Genomic DNA, 18326 nt, shown 5'->3' with positions numbered 1-18326 from the left:
CGCCCGGCGGCAATTCGCCGGGCGTCGTTCACATATGCTGCGCAACACCGGCGGGCGGCCCGCACGGTGCAAGGAGAGAGTGAAACGTGGCTGAGATGCGCGTGGGCGCCCCGGCCCGACCTCCCGTCCCAGGGGCCTTCCCGGTCCAGGCGGCATCCGAGGCGGACGACCGCGACTCCGTGTGGGACGTCACCGGCACCATCCTGCTGGTCGAGGACGACGCCGGCGACGCCCTGCTCGTCGAGGAGATGCTCGCCGACGGCGAGCTGGACCCGACACTGACCTGGTGCAAGACCCTGTCCGAGGCGCTGACCTTCCTGCGGTCGCACCAGGCTCCCGTCTGCGTCCTGCTCGACCTGCATCTGCCCGACGTGCACGGGCTGCCGGCCGTCACCCAGATCGTCGACACGTCCCCCGACGCGGCGATCGTGGTGCTCACCGGCCTTGCCGAGGCCGACGCGGGGCTCGCCGCCGTGGCGACGGGCGCTCAGGACTACCTGATGAAGGGGCTGCTCGACCCGCAGGCCCTCGCGCGCGCGATCCGTTACGCACTCCAGCGCAAGCAGGTCGAGCGGACGGCGTCCGCGCTGCGCGCCAACCAGCTGATGGCGCAGGAGAACGCCCGCCTGGAACGCGGCCTGCTGCCCGTCCCCCTGCTGAACGACGACAGCTTCCAGGCCGTCGCCCGCTACGAACCGGGCCGGGCCCACGGGCTGCTCAGCGGTGACTTCTACGACGTGGTCCAGACGCCGGACGGCACGGTGTGGGCGGTCATCGGTGACGTGTCGGGGCACGGCGCGGCGGAGGCGGCGCTCGGGGTGTGCCTGCGGGTCGCCTGGCGCACCGCCGTCCTGTGCGGCACCGACCCGCTGGAACAGCTCGGCCTCCTGGAAGCGATCCTGGTCGCCGAGCGCACCGACCCCCATGTCTTCGCGACCGTCACCTCGCTGGCCTTTCCGCCCGGCGGCGACCGCGTCCGCGTCATGCGGGCCGGCCACCCCGGGCTGCTGCTCCGGCACGGCTCGGAGGTCGACTGGGTGGAGCCCGAGGGCGGGATGGCGCTCGGCCTGCTGCCGGGGCACGGTCAGTGGTCGGTCACCGATCTCGAACTCGCGCCCGGCGCCGGGCTCGTCCTGTTCACCGACGGCCTCTTCGAAGGACGCACCGGGCCGCACAGCCGGCTGGGCGAGGAGGGGCTGCTCGACATGGCCCGGGAGATGGCCCCGCTCGCCGCCCGCCCGTTCATCGACGCACTGGTCGCGGGTGCCACGGAGGCCGCGGCCCCGCACGGGGGCCTCGCCGACGACGTCGCCGTCCTGCACCTCGGCTGGAGAAACACCGCTCATGAGCACTGAAATACCGGAAGCCCCGGCACAGTCGGCCGGCCGCTTGGCCCGCCTGTCCGTGCAGAACTGGGTCCACCTCATCCTGGCCGCCTTCGTCGTCGTGGTCTGCGGCTGCGTGGTGGCGGGCGGTCTCGTCCTGGCCCGGATCTCGGATCAGACGACCGAGCTGGTGGACCACATCCAGCCGGCCCGCTCCGCCTCCTTCCAGCTCCAGAACGCGCTGCTGAACCAGGAGACGGGGGTCCGGGGCTACGCGCTGACCGGTGACGACTCGTTCCTGGAGCCGTTCGCCGCCGGCAAGAAGGAGGAGGCGGACCGGCTGGCCCGGGTGCGCTCCGCGATGGGCGGCGGGCAGCCGTACAGCCGCGACCTGGACCGGATCGCCGCCGCCGCCGCGGACTGGCGCCGGGTCCACGCCGACCCGCTGATCGCCGATGTCCGGCGCGACGGCCCCGGGACGCGCTCGTCCGCCAGGACCGCCGAGAGCAAGGCCGCCTTCGACAAGCTGCGGCAGCTGTACGGCACCCAGCAGGCTCATCTCGACGCCGCCCGGGACCGGGTGCGCGCCCAGCTGGAGGACACCCGCCACACACGGGACCGGGTGCTCGCCGCCCTGCTGATCGTCTTCGCGCTCTGCGTCATCGCCCTCAGCGTGCTGCTCCAGCGCACCGTGGGGCGGCCGCTGAACGCGCTCGCCGAGGCGTCCCGGCGGGTCCGCTCCAGCAGCTTCCGCCGGCAGCGGATCGAGGTGCGCGGGCCCTCCGACGTACGGGCGGTGGCCGCCGCGGTCGAGGAGATGCGGGGCAGGCTGGTGGCCGAGCTCGACGCCGTGCAGGAGCGGGAGGACGTGCTGGCGCAGCAGACCGTGGAGCTGCGCCGGTCCAATTCGGAGCTGGAGCAGTTCGCGTACGTCGCCTCGCACGACCTCCAGGAGCCGCTGCGGAAGGTCGCCTCGTTCTGCCAGCTGCTGGAGAAGCGGTACGGGAACGAGCTGGACGGCCGCGGCAAGCAGTACATCGACTTCGCGGTCGACGGCGCCAAGCGCATGCAGGTCCTCATCAACGACCTGCTGACGTTCTCCCGGGTTGGGCGCGTCCACGACAGCTGGACCCCCGTGGAGCTCGACAAGTCGCTCGACCGGGCGCTGGCGAACCTGGCGATGGTGATCGAGGAGTCGGGGACCACGGTCGTCCGCGAGAACCCCCTCCCCTCGGTCACCGGTGACCCCACGACGCTCGCGATGATCTGGCAGAACCTGATCGGGAACGCCGTGAAGTTCCGCCGCGCCGACGAGCCGTGCGTGATCACGGTCGGGTGCGAGCGGGAGGGCGACGACTGGCACTTCACGGTGGCCGACAACGGGATCGGCATCGCGCCCGAGTTCGCGGAGAAGGTCTTCGTCATCTTCCAGCGCCTGCACGCCCGTGACGAGTACGACGGGACGGGCATCGGCCTCGCCCTGTGCCGCAAGATCATCGAGTTCCACGGGGGCAGGATCTGGCTCGATCCCGATTCCCGACAGGGGGCGCGGGTCCACTTCTCGCTCCCCGCCGACCCCGAGCCCGAACCCGCGGAAACCAACGACGCCGCAGCCCCTGCGGAGATCTCCGGAGCGACCACGTGAACACCCCTGTAGAGCCCATCGAGGTCCTGCTCGTCGAGGACGACCCGGGCGACGAGCTGATGACGCGTGAGGCGTTCGAGGACAACAAGATCCGCAACACGCTCCACGTGGTCCGCGACGGCGAGGAGGCGCTCGACTTCCTGTACCGCCGGGGAGCCCACACCGAGGCGCCCCGCCCCGATCTGATCCTGCTCGACCTGAACCTGCCGAAGTACGACGGCCGCCAGGTGCTGGAGCAGATCAAGCAGGACCCGGAGCTCGCGCTGATCCCCGTCGTCGTGCTCACGACCTCCTCCGCCGAGGAGGACATCCTGCGCAGCTACAAGCTGCACGCCAACGCCTATGTGACCAAGCCGGTCGACCTGGACCAGTTCATCGCGGCCGTCCGGCAGATCGACGACTTCTTCGTCACCGTGGTGCGGCTTCCCGGCCGCGCGTAATATTCGCTGACGACGCATGGGAATGGGATCTCCCGACGCGGGTACACGATCACAAGAAAGAGGTCTGCGACCTCCCCCGCTGCGCCTTGGCTGGAGCACATGAACGAACAGGCGATCTCCCGGCCGGACGACTCCCCCCGGAGCTGTCCGCCCACGGAGGCATTGCACAGCGCCGAAGTGTTCGACGGCGAGCCGGGCTGCATTTCCCAGGCGCGGGCACTGGCAGACCGCTTTCTCGGCAGGCTGGTGTCCGAGTGGATGGCCGTGCTCGGCACGCACACCCGCAACGACCTGATGCTGGCCGTGAGCGAGCTCGTCACCAACGCGGAGCGCTACAGCCACGGCCCGTATCTGCTGGAGCTGGAAGGCACGGCGGAGCGGATCAGCATCACGGTGTACGACAGCAGCAGCGCGCTGCCCGTTTTCTACGCCCCCGACCCGAGCCGCCTGGGCGGCCACGGCATGGAGATCGTGGTGGCCCTGTGCGACCGCGTCACGGCCGAGCGGGTGCCGGTCGGCAAGCGCATCAGAGCCGAGTTCACGCTGAGCAGCTGAGCCGGCCGGGAGCGCCGGGCGGGCGATGTCCCCGGCCCGGGCTCAGGCGATGGTGCCGGGCTCAGCCCCTGGCCTCGGGCCGGCCGAACCAGTCGATGCACATGACCAGGGCGTCGTCCAGCGTGTCGGACGCCCGGTGTTCCGCCAGTTCCCGCAGGACCGCGCCGGGCACGGCGGCCGCCGACAGCAGCCGGGTGGCGAGGACGGCCCTGGGCAGACCGCGTTCCGCGAATGTCTCACCGGCCGGTGTGATGGCGTCGTAGACCCCGTCGCTGACGAGCAGCAGCCGGTCGCCGGGGCGGGCCTGGAGGTGCTGGATGGCGTACTGCGACTCCTCGAACATCCCCAGCGGGAGCTGGGCGTCCAGCGCGACCCGGGTGACCGTGCGGCCGCGCAGGCGCCACAGCTGCGGGGAGCCCGCGTCCACCGCCTCGACCGAGCCCGTGGCCAGGTCGAAACGGAGCAGCAGGGTGGAGACGTGGGCGGCGCCGCGGTGCTGCTCGTAGATGGCCTGGTCGGCCAGGGCCGCCTGGTCCGCGATGCCGATCCCGGCCCGCCTGGCGTTGCGCAGCGCGTTGACGGCGAGGTTGGTGAGGAGGGAGGCGCGGATGCCCTCCCCCAGGCCGTTGGTCACGGCGACGCTCAGCTGGTCGCCCTCTGCCGCCCAGTCGAAGTTGTCGCCGTGGATGGCGTAGGCGGGTTCGAGCTGGGCTCCTATGGCGTATTCGGCGGTGGTGAACGACCTGGCGGGGAGCAGCTGCCACTGCATCTCGGCGGCGAGGGTGAGGCGCGTGGTGCGCCGGGCGCGCTGGTAGTGGTCGGTGTCCCGTTCGGCGACGACGATCTCGTGGCCGAGGAGGTCCGCCACATGGGTGAGGTCGTCCGTGATCTGCGGGGTGGCGCACGCGGAGGGCAGCCGGACGGTGAGGATGCCGAGGCGCTCGCCCCGGACGGTGACCGGGAAGTGGTGGTCGGCCGCGTCGTCGGGGCCGGTGCGGCCCTGGTGCGGGCGCTGGCTGCCGAAGGCGCGGCCCTGCGGGCTGTTGTGCACGGAGAGCGGCTGTCCGGGGCCGTCGCCTGCATCGACCGGGTTGAGCACGGTCATTCCGTAATCCGCCAGGAGGAGCTGCACCGAGAGGGCCCCGTACGACTTCGCGAGGATCTCGCGCACCGTCTTCACCAGGGCATACGGCGGCGCCGCGCGGAGCGCTCGTTCGATATCCGTGGGGGCATTCACGCTGTTTCGCCCATTCTTCGGTGGGTGGCGGGAGCGGAGCCAGGCTGACAGGAGCACGCTACGGGTGACAGAGTGGAAGAATGCCCCACCGCACCGGACTCCCTCATCGCCCTGAACAGGTGTCCGAGGACGTCTGTGCCGCGTCCGAGCTTCTGGAGGTGTTGTGGGGACGTGGCCAGGAGGCCGCCGCCCGGGGAGTTGTCTCCCCCTCCCAGCTTCGCGCGCTCCTCGTCATCGAGCAGCAGGAGGGCAGCAACCTGCGCTCCCTCGGGGAGGCGCTCGGTTCGCGGGCGCCGTCGGTGAGTCGGCTGTGCGACCGGATGGAGGCCATGGGGCTGGTCCAGCGCGACCCGAGCCCGACGAGCCGCCGGGAGGTCGAGCTGCGGCTGACCCTTCAGGGGCGGGAGCTGCTGGAGGAGTACCGGGCGATCCGCACGCGGGAGCTGACCGCCGTGCTGGAGCGGATGCAGTCTTCCGATGTGGCGGCTCTGGCCGTGGGGCTCGCCGCCTTCCGCTCGGCGGCATCGCAGCGGCTCACCGGTGAGCGGAGTACCGCCGCCCGGCTTCGCGACGATGTCGCGGACAGCGCCTAGCTTCATGCACGCCCCTGCTTCCGCGTTCCGAAGGCGCCGCTCGGACGGGCGCTCACGTTGATCGTTCGGTACAGATTGTTGCCCCACGAAGAATGTTGTCAAATGGCAACTGTTACTTTTATCGTTGAGCATTCCCGCCGCGAGCAGGGACGGAGCAGAATCGAACTGCCCGTCCGATCGCGGCGTTACCCCCGCCGCCCAGTGCAACACGAGGTGAACGTGCTTCCACCGCCCAGCGCCGGCAGAGCCATGCAGATCGTCCCACGGCATGAACGTGGGGCGTTGGTGCTCGCTGTAACCGGTGACCTCGACATCGACAACGTGGCGCCCCTCGGCACCGCGCTGGAGAACGCGTCGCTTGAGGGTGCCGGGCCGGTCGTCGTGGACCTCTCGGACGTGAGTTTCGCCGACTCCACGACGGTGAACGTGCTGCTGCAGGGACAGACGGCTCTCGGTCCCCGGCTGCGGCTCGCCGCACCCTCGGTCTTCATGGAAAGGCTGATCTCCGTTCTTGGTCTGGACAGCGCGGTCCCGGTCTTCCCGAGCGTCGCCGAGGCGATCGACCCGCCGCTTCCCGCCTAGCGAAGAGGCAAACACCGAGCGCCCTTCTCCCCGCCGACGGGGAGAAGGGCGCTCGGCCGTGCGGCGCCCGGTCAGTCCAGGGCGGGCGGGGCGTCCTCGGGCGAGGTGCCCCATGCCGACGGCTCGTCGCCCACCGTGAAGGAGAGCGAGCGGGCCGAGCGGATGTCGTCCGTGGTCAGGTAGGTACGCGACTGCGTCGCGCGGTCGAGCCGGGCGGACTGGATGTAGCGGTCGGCGTCCGAGGTGCCCGGGGCGCTGACGGTCAGCGCGCCGTGCGGGTAGTAGCGCCGGTCGAGCTTGATGTCGACGCGTTCGAACGCGGGCGTGGACAGGCCCCAGGTGTCGGTGCCCGGCTGGACCGGGAAGACGCCGATGGACGAGAGCACCATCCAGGCGGACATCGTGCCCAGGTCGTCGTTGCCGGTCATGCCGGTCGGGCCGTTGGTGAAGAGCGTCAGGGCCGCGTGGACCACGTCGGTCGTCTTCCACGGCTGGCCGGTGGAGAGGTAGGTGTACGGGGCGATGAGGTCGGGCTCGTTCTGCGGGTTGTACTTGTCGGCGTTGTAGTACGCGTAAGGGCCGTTCACCCACACCTCGCGGGCGGTCTTCGCCGGGTCGGCGAGGAGCTTGTCGTACGCGAAGAACGAGTCGAGCCGCTGGTTGGCGGCGTCCTTCCCGCCGATGAGGTCGACCATGCCGGGGATGTCCTGCGGGACCATCCACTGGTACTGCCAGGACGTGCCCTCGTGGAAGCCCTCGCTCTCGGCCGGGTCGGCGGGGCCGGTGAACGCGCCGGCCGCGTCGCGGGCACGGAAGAAGCCGGTGGAGGGGTCGAAGATCTTCCGGTAGTTCTGGGCGCGGGCCTCGTAGCGTGCCGCGTCGGCCTTGTGGCCGAGGTCCCGGGCCATCTCGGCGAGCATGCCGTCGGCGAGGGCGTACTCCAGGGTCGCGGAGGCGCCGTGGTCGAAGTCGGAGTCACCGGGCTTCGCGTGCGGCCGGTCCTTGATGTACGGGGCGAAGCCGTCCTTCAGGTACTGGTCGTTGGCCTCGCGGCCCACGGGCGCGGAGTCGGTGGGCGGCACCCCGTCCGCGTTCTTCTTCAGGGCGCGGTACGCCTCCTCCTCGTACCCCTTCAGCAGGCCCTGCTGGTAGGCGTTGGTGAGGAAGGGGGTGACCGGGTCGCCGGTCATGATGTTGGTCTCGACCGTGCCGTAGCCCCACTTGGGCAGCCAGCCGCTCTCCGCGTCGATGCGCAGGACGGATATCGCCATGTCGCGGGATTCGCGCGGGGCGAGCAGGGAGAGCAGCTGGGCCTGGGTGCGGTAGGTGTCCCACAGCGACCAGTTCTGGTAGTACGTGAAGCCCTTCGCGGTGTGCTTCTTCTGGTCCCAGCCCGTGTAGCGGCCGTCCACGTCGCTGCCCACGTTGGGCGCGAGGAAGGACCGGTAGAGGGAGGAGTAGAAGGTCCGGCGCAGTTCGTCGCTGCCGCCCTGGGCCTTCACGCCTTCGAGGCGGTCCTCCCAGGTGTGTTCGGCGTCGCGCAGGACGTGGTCGAAGCTGTGGCCGCCCTCGGCGCGGAGGTTGAGCGCGGCGCCCTTGGCGTCGACGTAGCTGAGGGCCGTGGTGGCCTCGACGGTGCGGTCCTTGGTGGTGTCGAACCGCAGCCAGGCGCCGTTGCGGGCGTCGGTGGCCTTCGACTTCTTCGCGTCGGTGACGGTGTCGCCGTTCCAAGTGCCCGAGGTGGTGAAGGGGCGGTCGAACCGGGTGATCGTGTAGACCGTGTACGCCTTGGTGTCCTGGCAGAAGCCGCTGCCGGTGATGGCGGTCCGCACGGTGCGGTTGTCCAGGATCTCCACGTCGGACGAGAGCGTCCGGTGCAGCGACTGGCCCGCGTTCAGCAGGACGTTGGCCTTGTCGGTGGCCGGGAAGGTGTAGCGCTGGACGCCGGTGCGCTCGGTGGCGGTCAGCTCGGCCTCGATGCCGGTCTTGAGCCCGACCCGGTAGTAGCCGGGGCTCGCCTTCTCGTCTTCGTGGCTGAACTCCGCCGCGTACTTCGCGTAGTCGGTCTCGGTGACGTCGCCGGTGGTGGGCAGCGTCGGCAGGTCGCCGCCGAGGCCGCAGCCGACGCCGGAGAGGTGGACGGAGGAGAAACCGCGGATGTGGTTCTCGCCGTAGTCGTAACCGGTGTTGTGGCCGGTGTCCGGCGAGAGCTGCACCATGCCGAAGGGCACGGAGGCGCCGGGGTAGGTGTTGCCCTCGTTCTGGGTGCCGATGAACGGATTGACCAGATCGGTCAGCCGGCCGTCGCTCCGGGGGGCGGCCTCGGCCGTGGCCCCCGGGAGGAGGACACCGCCCAGGAGCGCGGCGGCGGCGAGCAGGGCCGCTGGGCCGCGCAGTCCCGGCCGTGGGGTCCGATGCATGGGGAGACTCCTTAGGACAACGTTGTCAGAGCGCGATCATTCTTGGATTCCGCCGTGATCGCGTCAAGGGGTCGGACGGACACCGCGCGTGTCGGTCCCGTGAAGGCCGTCCCCGGCAAGATCCTTCTGACGTCCGCCGCGCGGAGGACTACCGTCAAGAGGAGGACACCCGGACCACTGCCGTACTACCAAAGCAGTACGCCGGATCGCCGCCTCAGGGACGACGACGCGGCGGCTGTAAAAGGGGATCGTGGTGTACATGAGTTCCCTTGCGCTGTCCGTGCTCCTGTCACTGGTCTCCGCGGTCGCCTACGCGGCCGGGGCGATCGTCCAGGAGCGCGTGGCCACGGCCTCGGACGGCCGCTCTCTCGCACCGCTGCGCAACCGCGTCTGGTGGGCGGCCGTCACGCTCAACGGGGTGGGCGCCGTCCTGCACGTCGTGGCGCTGGCGTACGGCCCGTTGAGCCTCGTACAGCCGCTCGGGGCGCTCACGATCGTCTTCGCGCTGCCGATGGCCGCGCTGTTCGTACGCCGCAGGGCCGGGGCCACGGCCTGGCGCGGCGCCGTCATGGCGACGGCGGGTCTGGCCGGGCTGCTCGCGCTGACCGGCAGCTCCGACGCGCACAGCCTGGGCGCCCCGCAGCAGCTGATGCTGGCGATGGTGACGTTCGGTGCCGTGGCCGCGCTCATCCTGCTCTCGCGCGCCATGCGCCGACCGGTGATGCGGAGTGTGGTGCTGGCCGGGGCGGCGGGCGTCGCGTTCGGTATCGCGTCGGTGTACACGAAGACGGTGGCCATGGAGTGGACGGCGGGCGCCGTGAAGTCCGGGCTGCTGCCGCTGCTGGTGATCGCGGCGCTGGCGGGCTCCGGTCTGCTGCTGTCGCAGGCGGCGTACCGGGGCGCGGGTCTGACGGCCCCGCTGGCCACGGTGACCGTGGTGAACCCGGTGGTGGCCGCGGCGGTGGGGATCACGCTGTTCGGCGAGCAGTTCCGGCACGGGGTCACGGGCACGGTGCTGGCGCTGGTGTGCGGGGCGGTCGCGGCCGGCGGGCTGATCATGCTGACCACGGAACGGATGAGCGCGGAGCGGGTGGCGCCGGAGGCGCCGGAATCCCCGGATGCGGGGGACGCGGAGCCCGCGGATTTCGCCGGGCCCGCCGGGCCGCCGGCCTCGACGGGCATCCTGTCTCGCACGGTGGAGCCGGTCCCGGCCGCCGTGGCCGGTCCCGAAGCGGCGGGGCCGCGGACGCCTCGTCCGGCACCGCCCGTGCGGATGCCGCTGGAGGGCCTGACCGGCCGGGTGGAGTTCGGCCCTCCCCCGGGCGCCGGGCGCAGGACCGCCGGGGAGGCCGCTGACGGGGGCGTTCAGACCTTGACGCCGCCCGCTCTGAGGTAGGCCAGCGGGTCGATGTCGGAGCCGTACTCCGGGCCGGTGCGGACCTCGAAGTGCAGGTGCGGGCCCGTGACGTTGCCGGTGGCGCCGGAGCGGGCGATCCGCTGGCCGCCGCCGACGTGCTGTCCGCCGCGCACGAGCAGCGACGACAGGTGCGCGTACTGGCTGTACTTGCCGTCGCTGTGCCGGATGACGACCTGGTAGCCGTACGGTCCCGCCCAGCCCGCCGATACGACGGTGCCGGAGGCCATCGCCTTGACGGAGGTGCCGGTGGGGACGGGGAAGTCGACGCCCGTGTGGTAGCCGCTGGACCAGGAACCGGCCTGGTGGTACGGGGTGCCGGTGCGGGCCGCGACGGGCGCGGTGAGCCCGCTGTGCTTCTGCGTGTGCTCGGTCTTGTGCGTCTGGGGCTTGTGCGGCGTCTGGGTCTTCCGGGGCTGCGGCTTGGTCTGCTGCTTCGGCTGCGGCGCGGGCTTCTGGGCGGGTTTCGGCGCCGCCTTGGGAGCCGTCTTCGGGGTGGCCTTGGACGCGGTCTTCGGTTCGGCCTTGGTCGCCGTCCTCGGCGTTGCCTTCGTGGCCGTTCTGGGCGTTCCGGTCAGGGTCAGGCGCTGGCCGGGGAAGATGAGGTCCGGGTCGTCGCCGACGACCGCGCGGTTCGCCGCGTACAGCCGCTGCCAGCCGCCCTGGAGGTGCTGGTCGTCCGCGATCCCGGAGAGCGAGTCGCCCGGCGTCACGGTGTACGACTCGCGCTTGCCCGGCACCGTGGTCGGCGTGGCCGGGGGTGTGGCCTTCTTGGTCTGCGCGGGGCGGGACGATAACGACGCGTTGTCCGGCTTCTTCGGCGTCGCGACGCTCGCCGTGCGCTCGCTCTGCGTGCTGACGTCGGGCGTGGCACCGCCCCGGGCCAGGCCCGCCTTTCCGGAGCAGACCGGCCAGGCGCCGGGGCCCTGGCCGTCCAGGACCTTCTCCGCGATGGTGATCTGCTGGTCCCTGGTGGCGAGGTCGGCGCGCGCCGCGTAGGCCGTGCCGCCGTACGCCGCCCAGGTCGAGCGGGTGAACTGGAGGCCGCCGAAGTAGCCGTTGCCGCTGTTGATGTGCCAGTTGCCGGTCGACTCGCAGGCGGCGACCTTCTCCCAGACGTCCGTGGACGCGGCGCCCGCCGAGGCAGCGGTGAGGAGCGGGAGGGCGAGGCCGGCGCCTCCTGCCGTGACGGTGAGCGAAGCCCGGTTGATGCGGCTCGGCTGGTATCTGCGGTGCCGTCCGTTCGCGCCCATGACGTGGCTCCCCCACTGACTGTAGGACATGTCGCAAGCGGTCAACTTATGGGCAAACAGCGGGTGATGACAAGACCACGGTACGTTTCGGCCACCGTCGCCCGGACCGGTCAGCGCAGGGCGAAGGTCAGCGGGGCGAGGCGGACGGGCTCCGCTACGGACCGGAACCGCCGCCGCACGCGGCCAGGAGTACGACGAGGGCGAGGACGCCCGTGACGCGTATGGCTCTCATGTTTCCCCCAGAACAAGGACCGGGGGCATCGTAAGCCCCGCCCCTGGACCGGGGGCCCGAACAGGCCCGCCCCGGGCCCCCATTGACACGGTCGGCGGCGAGCGGGGACGCTGGGCGCGACAGCTGGGAGAGCGCTCTCCGATATCCGTGGGAGCGCGGTGCACGAAGGAGCATGGCCGCCATGACGGACGAAGAGACCGAACCGCTGCTCGACAAGCTGGACGCGGCACAGAAGGTTCGTCTGCTCACCGGTGCCAGCACCTGGCGCACGTACGCCGAACCGGCCGCCGGGCTGCGCGCGCTCACCCTCTCCGACGGCCCGGCCGGCGTCCGGGGCGAGACCTGGGACGAACGCGAGACCTCGCTCGTCCTCCCCTCCCCCACCGCGCTCGCCGCCTCCTGGGACGAACGGCTGCTGACGGACCTCGGCGCGCTGCTCGCCTCGGAGGCGAGACGCAAGGGCGTCGACGTGCTCCTGGCCCCCACCCTGAACCTCCACCGCTCCCCGCTGGGCGGCCGGCACTTCGAGTGCTTCTCCGAGGACCCGCTGCTCACGGGCCGCACCGGCGTGGCGCTGATCCGGGGCATCCAGTCGGGCGGAGTCGCCGCCACCGCGAAGCACTTCGTCGGCAACGACGCCGAGACGGACCGGCTGACCGTCGACGTCCGGATCGATGAACGCACCCTGCGCGAGGTGTATCTCGCCCCGTTCGAGGAGGCCGTCGCGGCCGGGGTCTGGGCCGTCATGTCCGCGTACAACAAGGTCGACGGCGTCACCATGTCCGCGTCACCGCTCCTGGAGCACCCGCTCAAGGACGACTGGGGTTTCGACGGCCTCGTGGTCTCCGACTGGGGCGGTGTGCGCACCCTTCTCGACTCCGCCCGCTCCGGCCAGGACCTGGCGATGCCGGGCCCGGACGGCCCCTGGGCGGCCGGTCTGCTCGCGGCGCTCGAAGAGGGCCTGGTCACCGCCGAAGCCGTGGACGAGAAGGTACGCAGGCTGCTGCGGCTGGCCCGCCGGGTGGGCGCGCTCGGGCCGGACCGCACGGCGCGCCGCCCCGCGACGGCTCCGGGGGCCGGGCGCGCCCTGCTGCGCCGTGCCGTGTCGGCCGGTGCGGTGCTGCTGCGCAACGAGGGCGGGCTGCTGCCGCTGGACGCGGCGGCGCTGAGGTCCGTCGCGGTCATCGGGCCGCACGCCACCGCCGTACGCATCCAGGGCGGCGGCAGCGCGGAGGTGTTCCCGGAGCACGTGGTGACCCCGCTGGCCGGGATCGAGCGGGCGCTCGACGGCGTGGCGGCGGTGACGTACCGGCCGGGCCTTCCCGCGTCCGGCCGGCCCGAACCGCTCGGCCGCGACCGGGCACGCGATCCGCGCGACGGCGAGCCCGGGGTGCTGGTGCGGCTGCTCGACGCGCGGGGCGCCGAACTCCACGCGGAGCACCGGCTGTCCGGGCGGATCGTGGAGCCGTCGGTCCGGGCCGAGGGCGCGGCCGCGGTGGAGATCCGGGCGCTGTTCCGGCCTACCGAGAGCGGCACGTGGACCTGGGCGGTCGGCGGCTGGGGCGACATCTCCCTCAGCGTCGACGGGCACGAGGTGCTGTCCGGCACCTTCCCGCTGGACAGCGACGACCCGACCCGGGTGCACGTCGCCCCGCCCCTGCACACGGCCCGCGTGGAACTGACGGCGGGCCGCCAGGTGGAAGTGGTCGCGGTCCGGTCGCTCGCACCGCACACCGGGGTCGCGACGATCCTCGCCGCCGCCCCGCCCGCCGGTGACGCGGACGCCGCGCTCGCCGAAGCGGTCGCCGCCGCACGCGCGGCCGACGTGGCGGTGGTCGTCGTCGGCACGACGGAGCAGAGCGAGTCCGAGGGCCACGACCGGGAGAGCCTGGACCTGCCGGAGGGCCAGGACGCGCTGGTGCGCGCGGTGGCGCGGGCCAACCCGCGCACCGTCGTCGTGGTCAACGCGGGCGGCCCGGTCGCCCTGCCCTGGCACGAGCGGGTGCCCGCGCTGCTGCTCGCCTGGTTCCCGGGCCAGGAGGCCGGGGACGGGCTGGCCGATGTGCTGTTCGGGTACGCCGAGCCCGGCGGCCGGCTGCCGACCACCTGGGCCGCCGCCCAGGACGACGTACCCGTGCTCGGGACCGCGCCCGACGACGACGGGCGGCTGCACTACGCGGAGGGCCCGCACATCGGTTACCGGGCCTGGCTGCGGTCGGGGGCCGCTCCGGCGTACTGGTTCGGCCACGGGCTCGGTTACACCGGCTGGGCCTACGAGGAGCTGACGGCCCCGGCGGCGGTGGCGGCCGGGGAGCCCTTCGACGTACACGTGCGGGTGCGGAACACCGGACGGCGGCGCGGGCGGGAGGTGGTGCAGGTGTACCTGGCGCGGAGCGGCTCCGCCGTCGAGCGGCCGGTGCGCAAGCTCATCGGCTACGCGACGGTCGAGGCGGAGCCCGGGGAGAGCGCGGTCGCGGTGGTCCGGGTGGACGGGCGGGCGCTGGCCCACTGGTCGCCCGGGGGGCGTGGCTGGGAGACGGAGGCGGGTGCGTTCACGCTGCTCGGCGGCCGTTCGGCGGGCGATCTGCCGCTCACCGCGCGGATCGTGGCGCAGCCGGGTGCGGACTCGGCCGGGAAAGGATCCGGTAACGGTTCGGAGCACGATGGAGAGCGCTCTCCGCTGATGCTATAAATGCGCTCATGACGGATGATCTGCGACCGGCCGGAACACCCACCCTTGAGGACGTGGCGAGGGCGGCCGGTGTCTCCCGCGCCACCGTCTCCCGGGTGATCAACGGCGTACGGAATGTCGACCCGGTGATCCAGGAGGCGGTGCGCCGCGCGGTCGCCTCCACCGGCTACACGCCCAACCGCGCGGCGCGCTCGCTGGTGACCCGGCGCACGGACGCCATCGCGCTGGTGGTGTCCGGTGCGGGCGTCGAGCCGGAGACGGAAGCGGAGGAGGACGCGCCGGCGGACGAGGCGGACGGGGGCGAGGGGGCCTCGTTCACCGGGCAGGTCTTCGCCGACCCGTTCTTCGGGCGGGTGGTGACCGGGGTCGTCAACTATCTGCGGCCGCGCGGGATGCACCCGGTCCTGATGTTCGCCGAGACGTCACGGGCGCGGGAGGACGTGGTGGCGTTCCTGCGCCAGGGCAGCGCGGACGGTGCGCTGGTCGTCTCGACGCACGCGGAGGACCCGCTGCCGGGCATGCTGACGGACGCGGGGCTGCCCGCCGTGCTGTACGCGCGCCCGGCGCGGGCGGCCCGGATCAGCTATGTCGACGTCGCCCACCAGGACGGCGCGCGGCTGGCCGCCGAGCATCTGCTGGCCCGGGGCTGCCGCCGGATCGCGACCATCACCGGCCCGCTCGACGTGCCCGCGGTGCAGGAGCGGCTGGCCGGCTTCCGGGACGCGATGACGCAGAACGGGCACCCCTACATCGCGATCGCCGAGGGGCGGTTCACGCAGGAGAGCGGCGAGACCGCGATGGAGCGGCTGCTCGCCGAGCACCCGGACCTGGACGGGGTGTTCGCGGCCAACGACCTGATGGCCACGGGCGCCTGCCATGTCCTGCGGGAACGTGGCAAGCGGGTCCCGGAGGACGTCGCGGTGATCGGCTTCGACGACAGCAGCGCGGCCCTGGCCTGCCGCCCGCCGCTGACCACGGTCCGCCAGCCGGTGGAGGCGATGGCCGCCGAGATGGCCCGGCTGCTGATCGAGCGGCTGGGCAAGCCGGAGGGCGCCGCGACGTCCGTGATCTTCGAGCCGTCGCTGGTGGTGCGGGACTCGGCGTAAGGGCCTGCGGTTCGCCGGAAACCCGCTCACCCCGTCCGGGGCCGCTCCCTGCTGCGTACCGCGTCCGCCGCGGTCCGGAGCGCCGCCGGTGCCGTGGGGCCGGGACGGGTCGCCGGTGAGGGGCGGCTGCCGCCCCGGGCCAGGAAGTCCGCCAGGGGCAGGGTCGCCGCGCCGACCGTGACCGCGTCCGGGCCGAGGCGGCCCATCTCGATGGTGGTCCGGGCCGCGGCGTGCTTGAGCGCGTACTCCTGGGCGTACCGCCGGATGTCGGGCAGCAGATGCGGGCCGATGAGGAGGCCCGCCCAGCCGCCGAGCAGGATGCGCTCGGGCAGGAAGAGGTTGATCAGGTCGCCCAGCGCCGCACCCAGGCACTCGGCGGTCTCGTCGAGGAGCGCGACCGCCACCGGGTCGGGCTCGACCCCGGGGGGCGGGTAGGCGGCGCCGAGGAGCGCGGCGAGCGCGGTCTCGTCGTCGGCGTCGGCGGGCAGCGGGCCGCCCGCCTCGTGCCAGCGCTCGCGCATCGCCTCGGCACCCGCGTACGCCTCCAGGCAGCCGATCGAGCCGCAGCGGCACCGCCTGCCGCGCAGCTGCACGGTGCTGTGGCCCCACTCCAGGGCCTGGCTGCTGCGGTCCTCGTCCAGGAGTCCGCCGTGGTTGACGCAGGCGCCGACGCCGGACCCGATGAGGGCGATCGCGGAGGCTCCCGCGCCCCGCCCGCCGCCGAACCACATCTCGGCCTGGCCGAGCGTCTTGGCGCCGTTGTCGATGAAGAACGGGACCTCGGGCGGCACCCGCACGGCGTCCCGGAGCAGCCGTTCGAAGGGGACGGCGCTCCAGTCGATGGTCTGGCCGTGGACGACGGAGCCCACATCGCCGACGACACCGTCCGGCGCGTGGCGCTCGATGATGCCGGGGACGCCGATCCCTATGCCGAGCAGCCGGTGCGGGTCGGCGCCGGCGTCCCGCAGCACGTCGGCGACGCCGCTGCGGACATGGCCGACTATCCGGTCCACGTCGTAGCCGTGCTGGGCGAGCAGCCGTTCGGTGCGGGCGAGCTCGGTCAGGGAGAGGTCGAAGAGCTCCACCCTGATCCGGGTCTCACCGATGTCGATGCCGATGAGGAGTCCGCCGCCGGGGGCGACGCGCAGCAGGGTGCGGGGGCGGCCGCCGTCGGAGTCCACGACCCCGGCCTCCTCCAGGAGGTTCTCCGCGGAGAGCTCCGCGACGACGTTGCTGATGGAACCCGAACTCAGCCCGGTCGCGGGACCGAGCTCCTGGCGGCTCAGCGGGCCGTCGAAATACAACCGTTGCAATACCCGCGACCGGTTGCCCCGTCGCAGGTCACGCACGGTCCGTCTGTTGCGCTCAGCCATGTGGCTCCTTCCCTGGCGGAAACATACCGCGACCCCGGGACTTGACGCGACCTTCTCTCACCTCTTAAATCACGTCATAAATTAAGTCCTGAAGGTCGTTCGGTTCTCGAACACGACCTTCCTCCCCGGAAAGGGGCCATCCCGTATGCGCACCATCAGAGCCGCGGCAGCCGTCACCCTCGCGATCTCCATAGCCGCCGGTGTCACCGGCTGCGGAGGCGGTTCGTCCTCGGGCGGCGGCAGCAACGATTCGCCGAAGACCCTCACGTACTGGGCCTCCAACCAGGGCGCCAGCATCGAGGCCGACAAGAAGATCCTGACTCCCGAGCTGAAGAAGTTCGAGAAGCAGACTGGCATCAAGGTCAAGCTGGAGGTCGTGCCGTGGGCCGACCTGCTCAACCGGATCCTCGCCGCCACCACGTCCGGTCAGGGCCCGGACGTGCTGAACATCGGCAACACCTGGTCGGCATCGCTCCAGGCGACGGGTGCGCTGCTCCCCTGGAACAAGGAGAACTTCGACGCGATCGGCGGCCGTGACCGGTTCGTCGACTCGGCGGTCGCCTCGGCCGGCGCGGAGGGCAAGGACCCCTCCGCGGTCCCGCTGTACTCACTCGCGTACGCCCTCTACTACAACAAGAAGAGCTTCGCCGAGGCCGGCATCGAGAAGCCCCCGGCCACCTGGGACGAGCTGGTCGCGGACGGCAAGAAGCTCTCCAAGGACGGCAAGTGGGGGCTGGGCGCCGAGGGCTCCAACCTCTCGAACAACATCCACCAGACGTTCGTCCTGGGCCAGCAGCACGGCGCCGACTTCTTCGACGCCGAGGGCAAGCCGACCTTCACCTCGGACGGCGCGGTCGCGGCCGTGAAGCAGTACATCGACTTCATGGCCAAGGACAAGATCATCGCTCCGGGCAACGCGGAGTACGCCCAGAACCAGTCCCTGACGGACTTCGCCAAGGGCAAGACCGCGATGGTCCTGTGGCAGGCCGCCGCCTCCACCTTCGCCTCGCAGGGCATGAAGCCCGAGGACTGGGGCGCGGCCCCCGTCCCGGTCGCCTCCGGTACGCCCGGCCAGGGCAAGAACGTCAACTCCATGGTCGCCGGCATCAACATGGCGGTGTTCAAGAACACCAAGAACCTCGACGGCGCCAAGAAGTTCGTGAAGTTCATGACGAGCGACGACGAGCAGAAGCTGCTCAACAAGACCTACGGGTCGATCCCGCCGGTCAAGACCGCCCAGGCGGACGAGGCGTTCTCGGCGCCCGACCTCGCGGTCCTGCGCGACACGCTGGCCAAGAGCGCGGCCCCGCTGCCGCAGGTTCCCAACGAGTCGCAGTTCGAGACCGCCGTCGGCACCGCGGTCAAGGAGCTGTGGGCCGACGCAGCGGCCGGCCGCCCCGTGACCACCGAATCCGTCAAGGCGCGCCTGGAAAAGGCCCAGCAGACGATGCAGCAGTAA

Annotated in this window: 14 protein-coding genes; 10 read left to right on the top strand and 4 right to left on the bottom strand. The window is 72.0% G+C overall.

All coding sequences use genetic code 11. The features are described 5' to 3' along the window. The first annotated feature begins 95 nt into the window (after positions 1–95). From ACIQZN_RS01990 to ACIQZN_RS01975, 4 genes are all read left to right on the top strand, one after another. Complete coding sequence (locus ACIQZN_RS01990) at positions 96–1355, top strand: PP2C family protein-serine/threonine phosphatase (protein WP_403987389.1); 1260 nt, start codon at positions 96–98, stop codon at positions 1353–1355. Then, entirely contained in the window at positions 1345–2970 is a 1626-nt protein-coding gene (locus ACIQZN_RS01985; protein WP_403986981.1) for a CHASE3 domain-containing protein, read from the top strand. Before ACIQZN_RS01990 ends, ACIQZN_RS01985 begins: the two co-directional genes overlap by 11 nt. Continuing rightward, positions 2967–3410 carry a response regulator gene (locus ACIQZN_RS01980; RefSeq protein WP_403986978.1) on the top strand — a complete coding sequence of 148 codons (444 nt, stop codon included), beginning with the start codon at positions 2967–2969 and terminating at the stop codon, positions 3408–3410. Before ACIQZN_RS01985 ends, ACIQZN_RS01980 begins: the two co-directional genes overlap by 4 nt. Before the next feature lie 99 nt (positions 3411–3509). Then, the gene (locus ACIQZN_RS01975) at positions 3510–3965 is read left to right on the top strand and encodes an ATP-binding protein (protein WP_330314730.1); all 456 of its coding nucleotides are present in this window, start codon (positions 3510–3512) and stop codon (positions 3963–3965) included. A 61-nt stretch (positions 3966–4026) separates the two neighbouring features. Here ACIQZN_RS01975 and ACIQZN_RS01970 read toward each other — a convergent pair whose 3' ends face one another. Further along, positions 4027–5202: a PP2C family protein-serine/threonine phosphatase gene (locus ACIQZN_RS01970; RefSeq protein ID WP_403986974.1), complete on the bottom strand. Its 1176-nt coding sequence runs from the start codon at positions 5200–5202 to the stop codon at positions 4027–4029. Positions 5203–5282: 80 nt separating this feature from the next. On the opposite strand from ACIQZN_RS01970, the gene ACIQZN_RS01965 reads away from it, so the two are divergent. Next, positions 5283–5795, top strand: a complete 513-nt coding sequence (locus tag ACIQZN_RS01965) for a MarR family transcriptional regulator (RefSeq protein WP_403986971.1) — start codon at positions 5283–5285, stop codon at positions 5793–5795. 249 nt (positions 5796–6044) lie between these two features. Beyond that, the gene (locus ACIQZN_RS01960) at positions 6045–6377 is read left to right on the top strand and encodes an STAS domain-containing protein (RefSeq protein ID WP_403986968.1); all 333 of its coding nucleotides are present in this window, start codon (positions 6045–6047) and stop codon (positions 6375–6377) included. A gap of 71 nt (positions 6378–6448) precedes the next feature. Here ACIQZN_RS01960 and ACIQZN_RS01955 read toward each other — a convergent pair whose 3' ends face one another. Beyond that, positions 6449–8797, bottom strand: coding sequence for a GH92 family glycosyl hydrolase (locus ACIQZN_RS01955; RefSeq protein ID WP_403986965.1), 2349 nt, complete (start codon positions 8795–8797; stop codon positions 6449–6451). A gap of 250 nt (positions 8798–9047) precedes the next feature. Between ACIQZN_RS01955 and ACIQZN_RS01950 the strand changes: the two genes are divergently transcribed. Beyond that, positions 9048–10193: a DMT family transporter gene (locus ACIQZN_RS01950; protein ID WP_403986962.1), complete on the top strand. Its 1146-nt coding sequence runs from the start codon at positions 9048–9050 to the stop codon at positions 10191–10193. Here ACIQZN_RS01950 and ACIQZN_RS01945 read toward each other — a convergent pair. Beyond that, on the bottom strand, positions 10163–11464 hold the full coding sequence (locus tag ACIQZN_RS01945) for a transglycosylase family protein (protein ID WP_403986958.1): 1302 nt from the start codon (positions 11462–11464) through the stop codon (positions 10163–10165). The two genes, ACIQZN_RS01950 and ACIQZN_RS01945, sit on opposite strands and share 31 nt — an antisense overlap. A 413-nt stretch (positions 11465–11877) precedes the next feature. On the opposite strand from ACIQZN_RS01945, the gene ACIQZN_RS01940 reads away from it, so the two are divergent. Both ACIQZN_RS01940 and ACIQZN_RS01935 read left to right on the top strand, forming a co-directional pair. Then, positions 11878–14388 carry a glycoside hydrolase family 3 C-terminal domain-containing protein gene (locus ACIQZN_RS01940; RefSeq protein WP_403986955.1) on the top strand — a complete coding sequence of 837 codons (2511 nt, stop codon included), beginning with the start codon at positions 11878–11880 and terminating at the stop codon, positions 14386–14388. 8 nt (positions 14389–14396) lie between these two features. Further along, positions 14397–15494, top strand: a complete 1098-nt coding sequence (locus tag ACIQZN_RS01935) for a LacI family DNA-binding transcriptional regulator (RefSeq protein WP_403986952.1) — start codon at positions 14397–14399, stop codon at positions 15492–15494. A gap of 26 nt (positions 15495–15520) precedes the next feature. Here ACIQZN_RS01935 and ACIQZN_RS01930 read toward each other — a convergent pair whose 3' ends face one another. Next, entirely contained in the window at positions 15521–16867 is a 1347-nt protein-coding gene (locus tag ACIQZN_RS01930; protein ID WP_403986949.1) for an ROK family protein, read from the bottom strand. A gap of 145 nt (positions 16868–17012) precedes the next feature. Between ACIQZN_RS01930 and ACIQZN_RS01925 the strand changes: the two genes are divergently transcribed. Beyond that, the gene (locus ACIQZN_RS01925; protein ID WP_403986946.1) at positions 17013–18326 is read left to right on the top strand and encodes an ABC transporter substrate-binding protein; all 1314 of its coding nucleotides are present in this window, start codon (positions 17013–17015) and stop codon (positions 18324–18326) included.

This window comes from Streptomyces sp. NPDC097595, assembly GCF_044761525.1.
Classification (GTDB): domain Bacteria; phylum Actinomycetota; class Actinomycetes; order Streptomycetales; family Streptomycetaceae; genus Streptomyces; species Streptomyces drozdowiczii_A.
The sequence above is the reverse complement of the archived record's forward strand: the minus strand, read 5'-3'. Positions and strand labels throughout refer to the sequence as shown.

Excerpts from the sequence above, each read along its gene's own strand:
- ACIQZN_RS01990 (WP_403987389.1), top strand. The coding sequence starts at position 96 with ATGCGCGTGGGCGCCCCGGCCCGACCTCCCGTCCCAGGGGCCTTCCCG.
- ACIQZN_RS01985 (WP_403986981.1), top strand. The coding sequence starts at position 1,345 with ATGAGCACTGAAATACCGGAAGCCCCGGCACAGTCGGCCGGCCGCTTG.
- ACIQZN_RS01975 (WP_330314730.1), top strand. The coding sequence starts at position 3,510 with ATGAACGAACAGGCGATCTCCCGGCCGGACGACTCCCCCCGGAGCTGT.
- ACIQZN_RS01965 (WP_403986971.1), top strand. The coding sequence starts at position 5,283 with ATGCCCCACCGCACCGGACTCCCTCATCGCCCTGAACAGGTGTCCGAG.
- ACIQZN_RS01960 (WP_403986968.1), top strand. The coding sequence starts at position 6,045 with ATGCAGATCGTCCCACGGCATGAACGTGGGGCGTTGGTGCTCGCTGTA.
- ACIQZN_RS01955 (WP_403986965.1), bottom strand. The coding sequence starts at position 8,797 with ATGCATCGGACCCCACGGCCGGGACTGCGCGGCCCAGCGGCCCTGCTC.
- ACIQZN_RS01945 (WP_403986958.1), bottom strand. The coding sequence starts at position 11,464 with ATGGGCGCGAACGGACGGCACCGCAGATACCAGCCGAGCCGCATCAAC.
- ACIQZN_RS01940 (WP_403986955.1), top strand. The coding sequence starts at position 11,878 with ATGACGGACGAAGAGACCGAACCGCTGCTCGACAAGCTGGACGCGGCA.
- ACIQZN_RS01935 (WP_403986952.1), top strand. The coding sequence starts at position 14,397 with ATGACGGATGATCTGCGACCGGCCGGAACACCCACCCTTGAGGACGTG.
- ACIQZN_RS01930 (WP_403986949.1), bottom strand. The coding sequence starts at position 16,867 with ATGGCTGAGCGCAACAGACGGACCGTGCGTGACCTGCGACGGGGCAAC.
- ACIQZN_RS01925 (WP_403986946.1), top strand. The coding sequence starts at position 17,013 with ATGCGCACCATCAGAGCCGCGGCAGCCGTCACCCTCGCGATCTCCATA.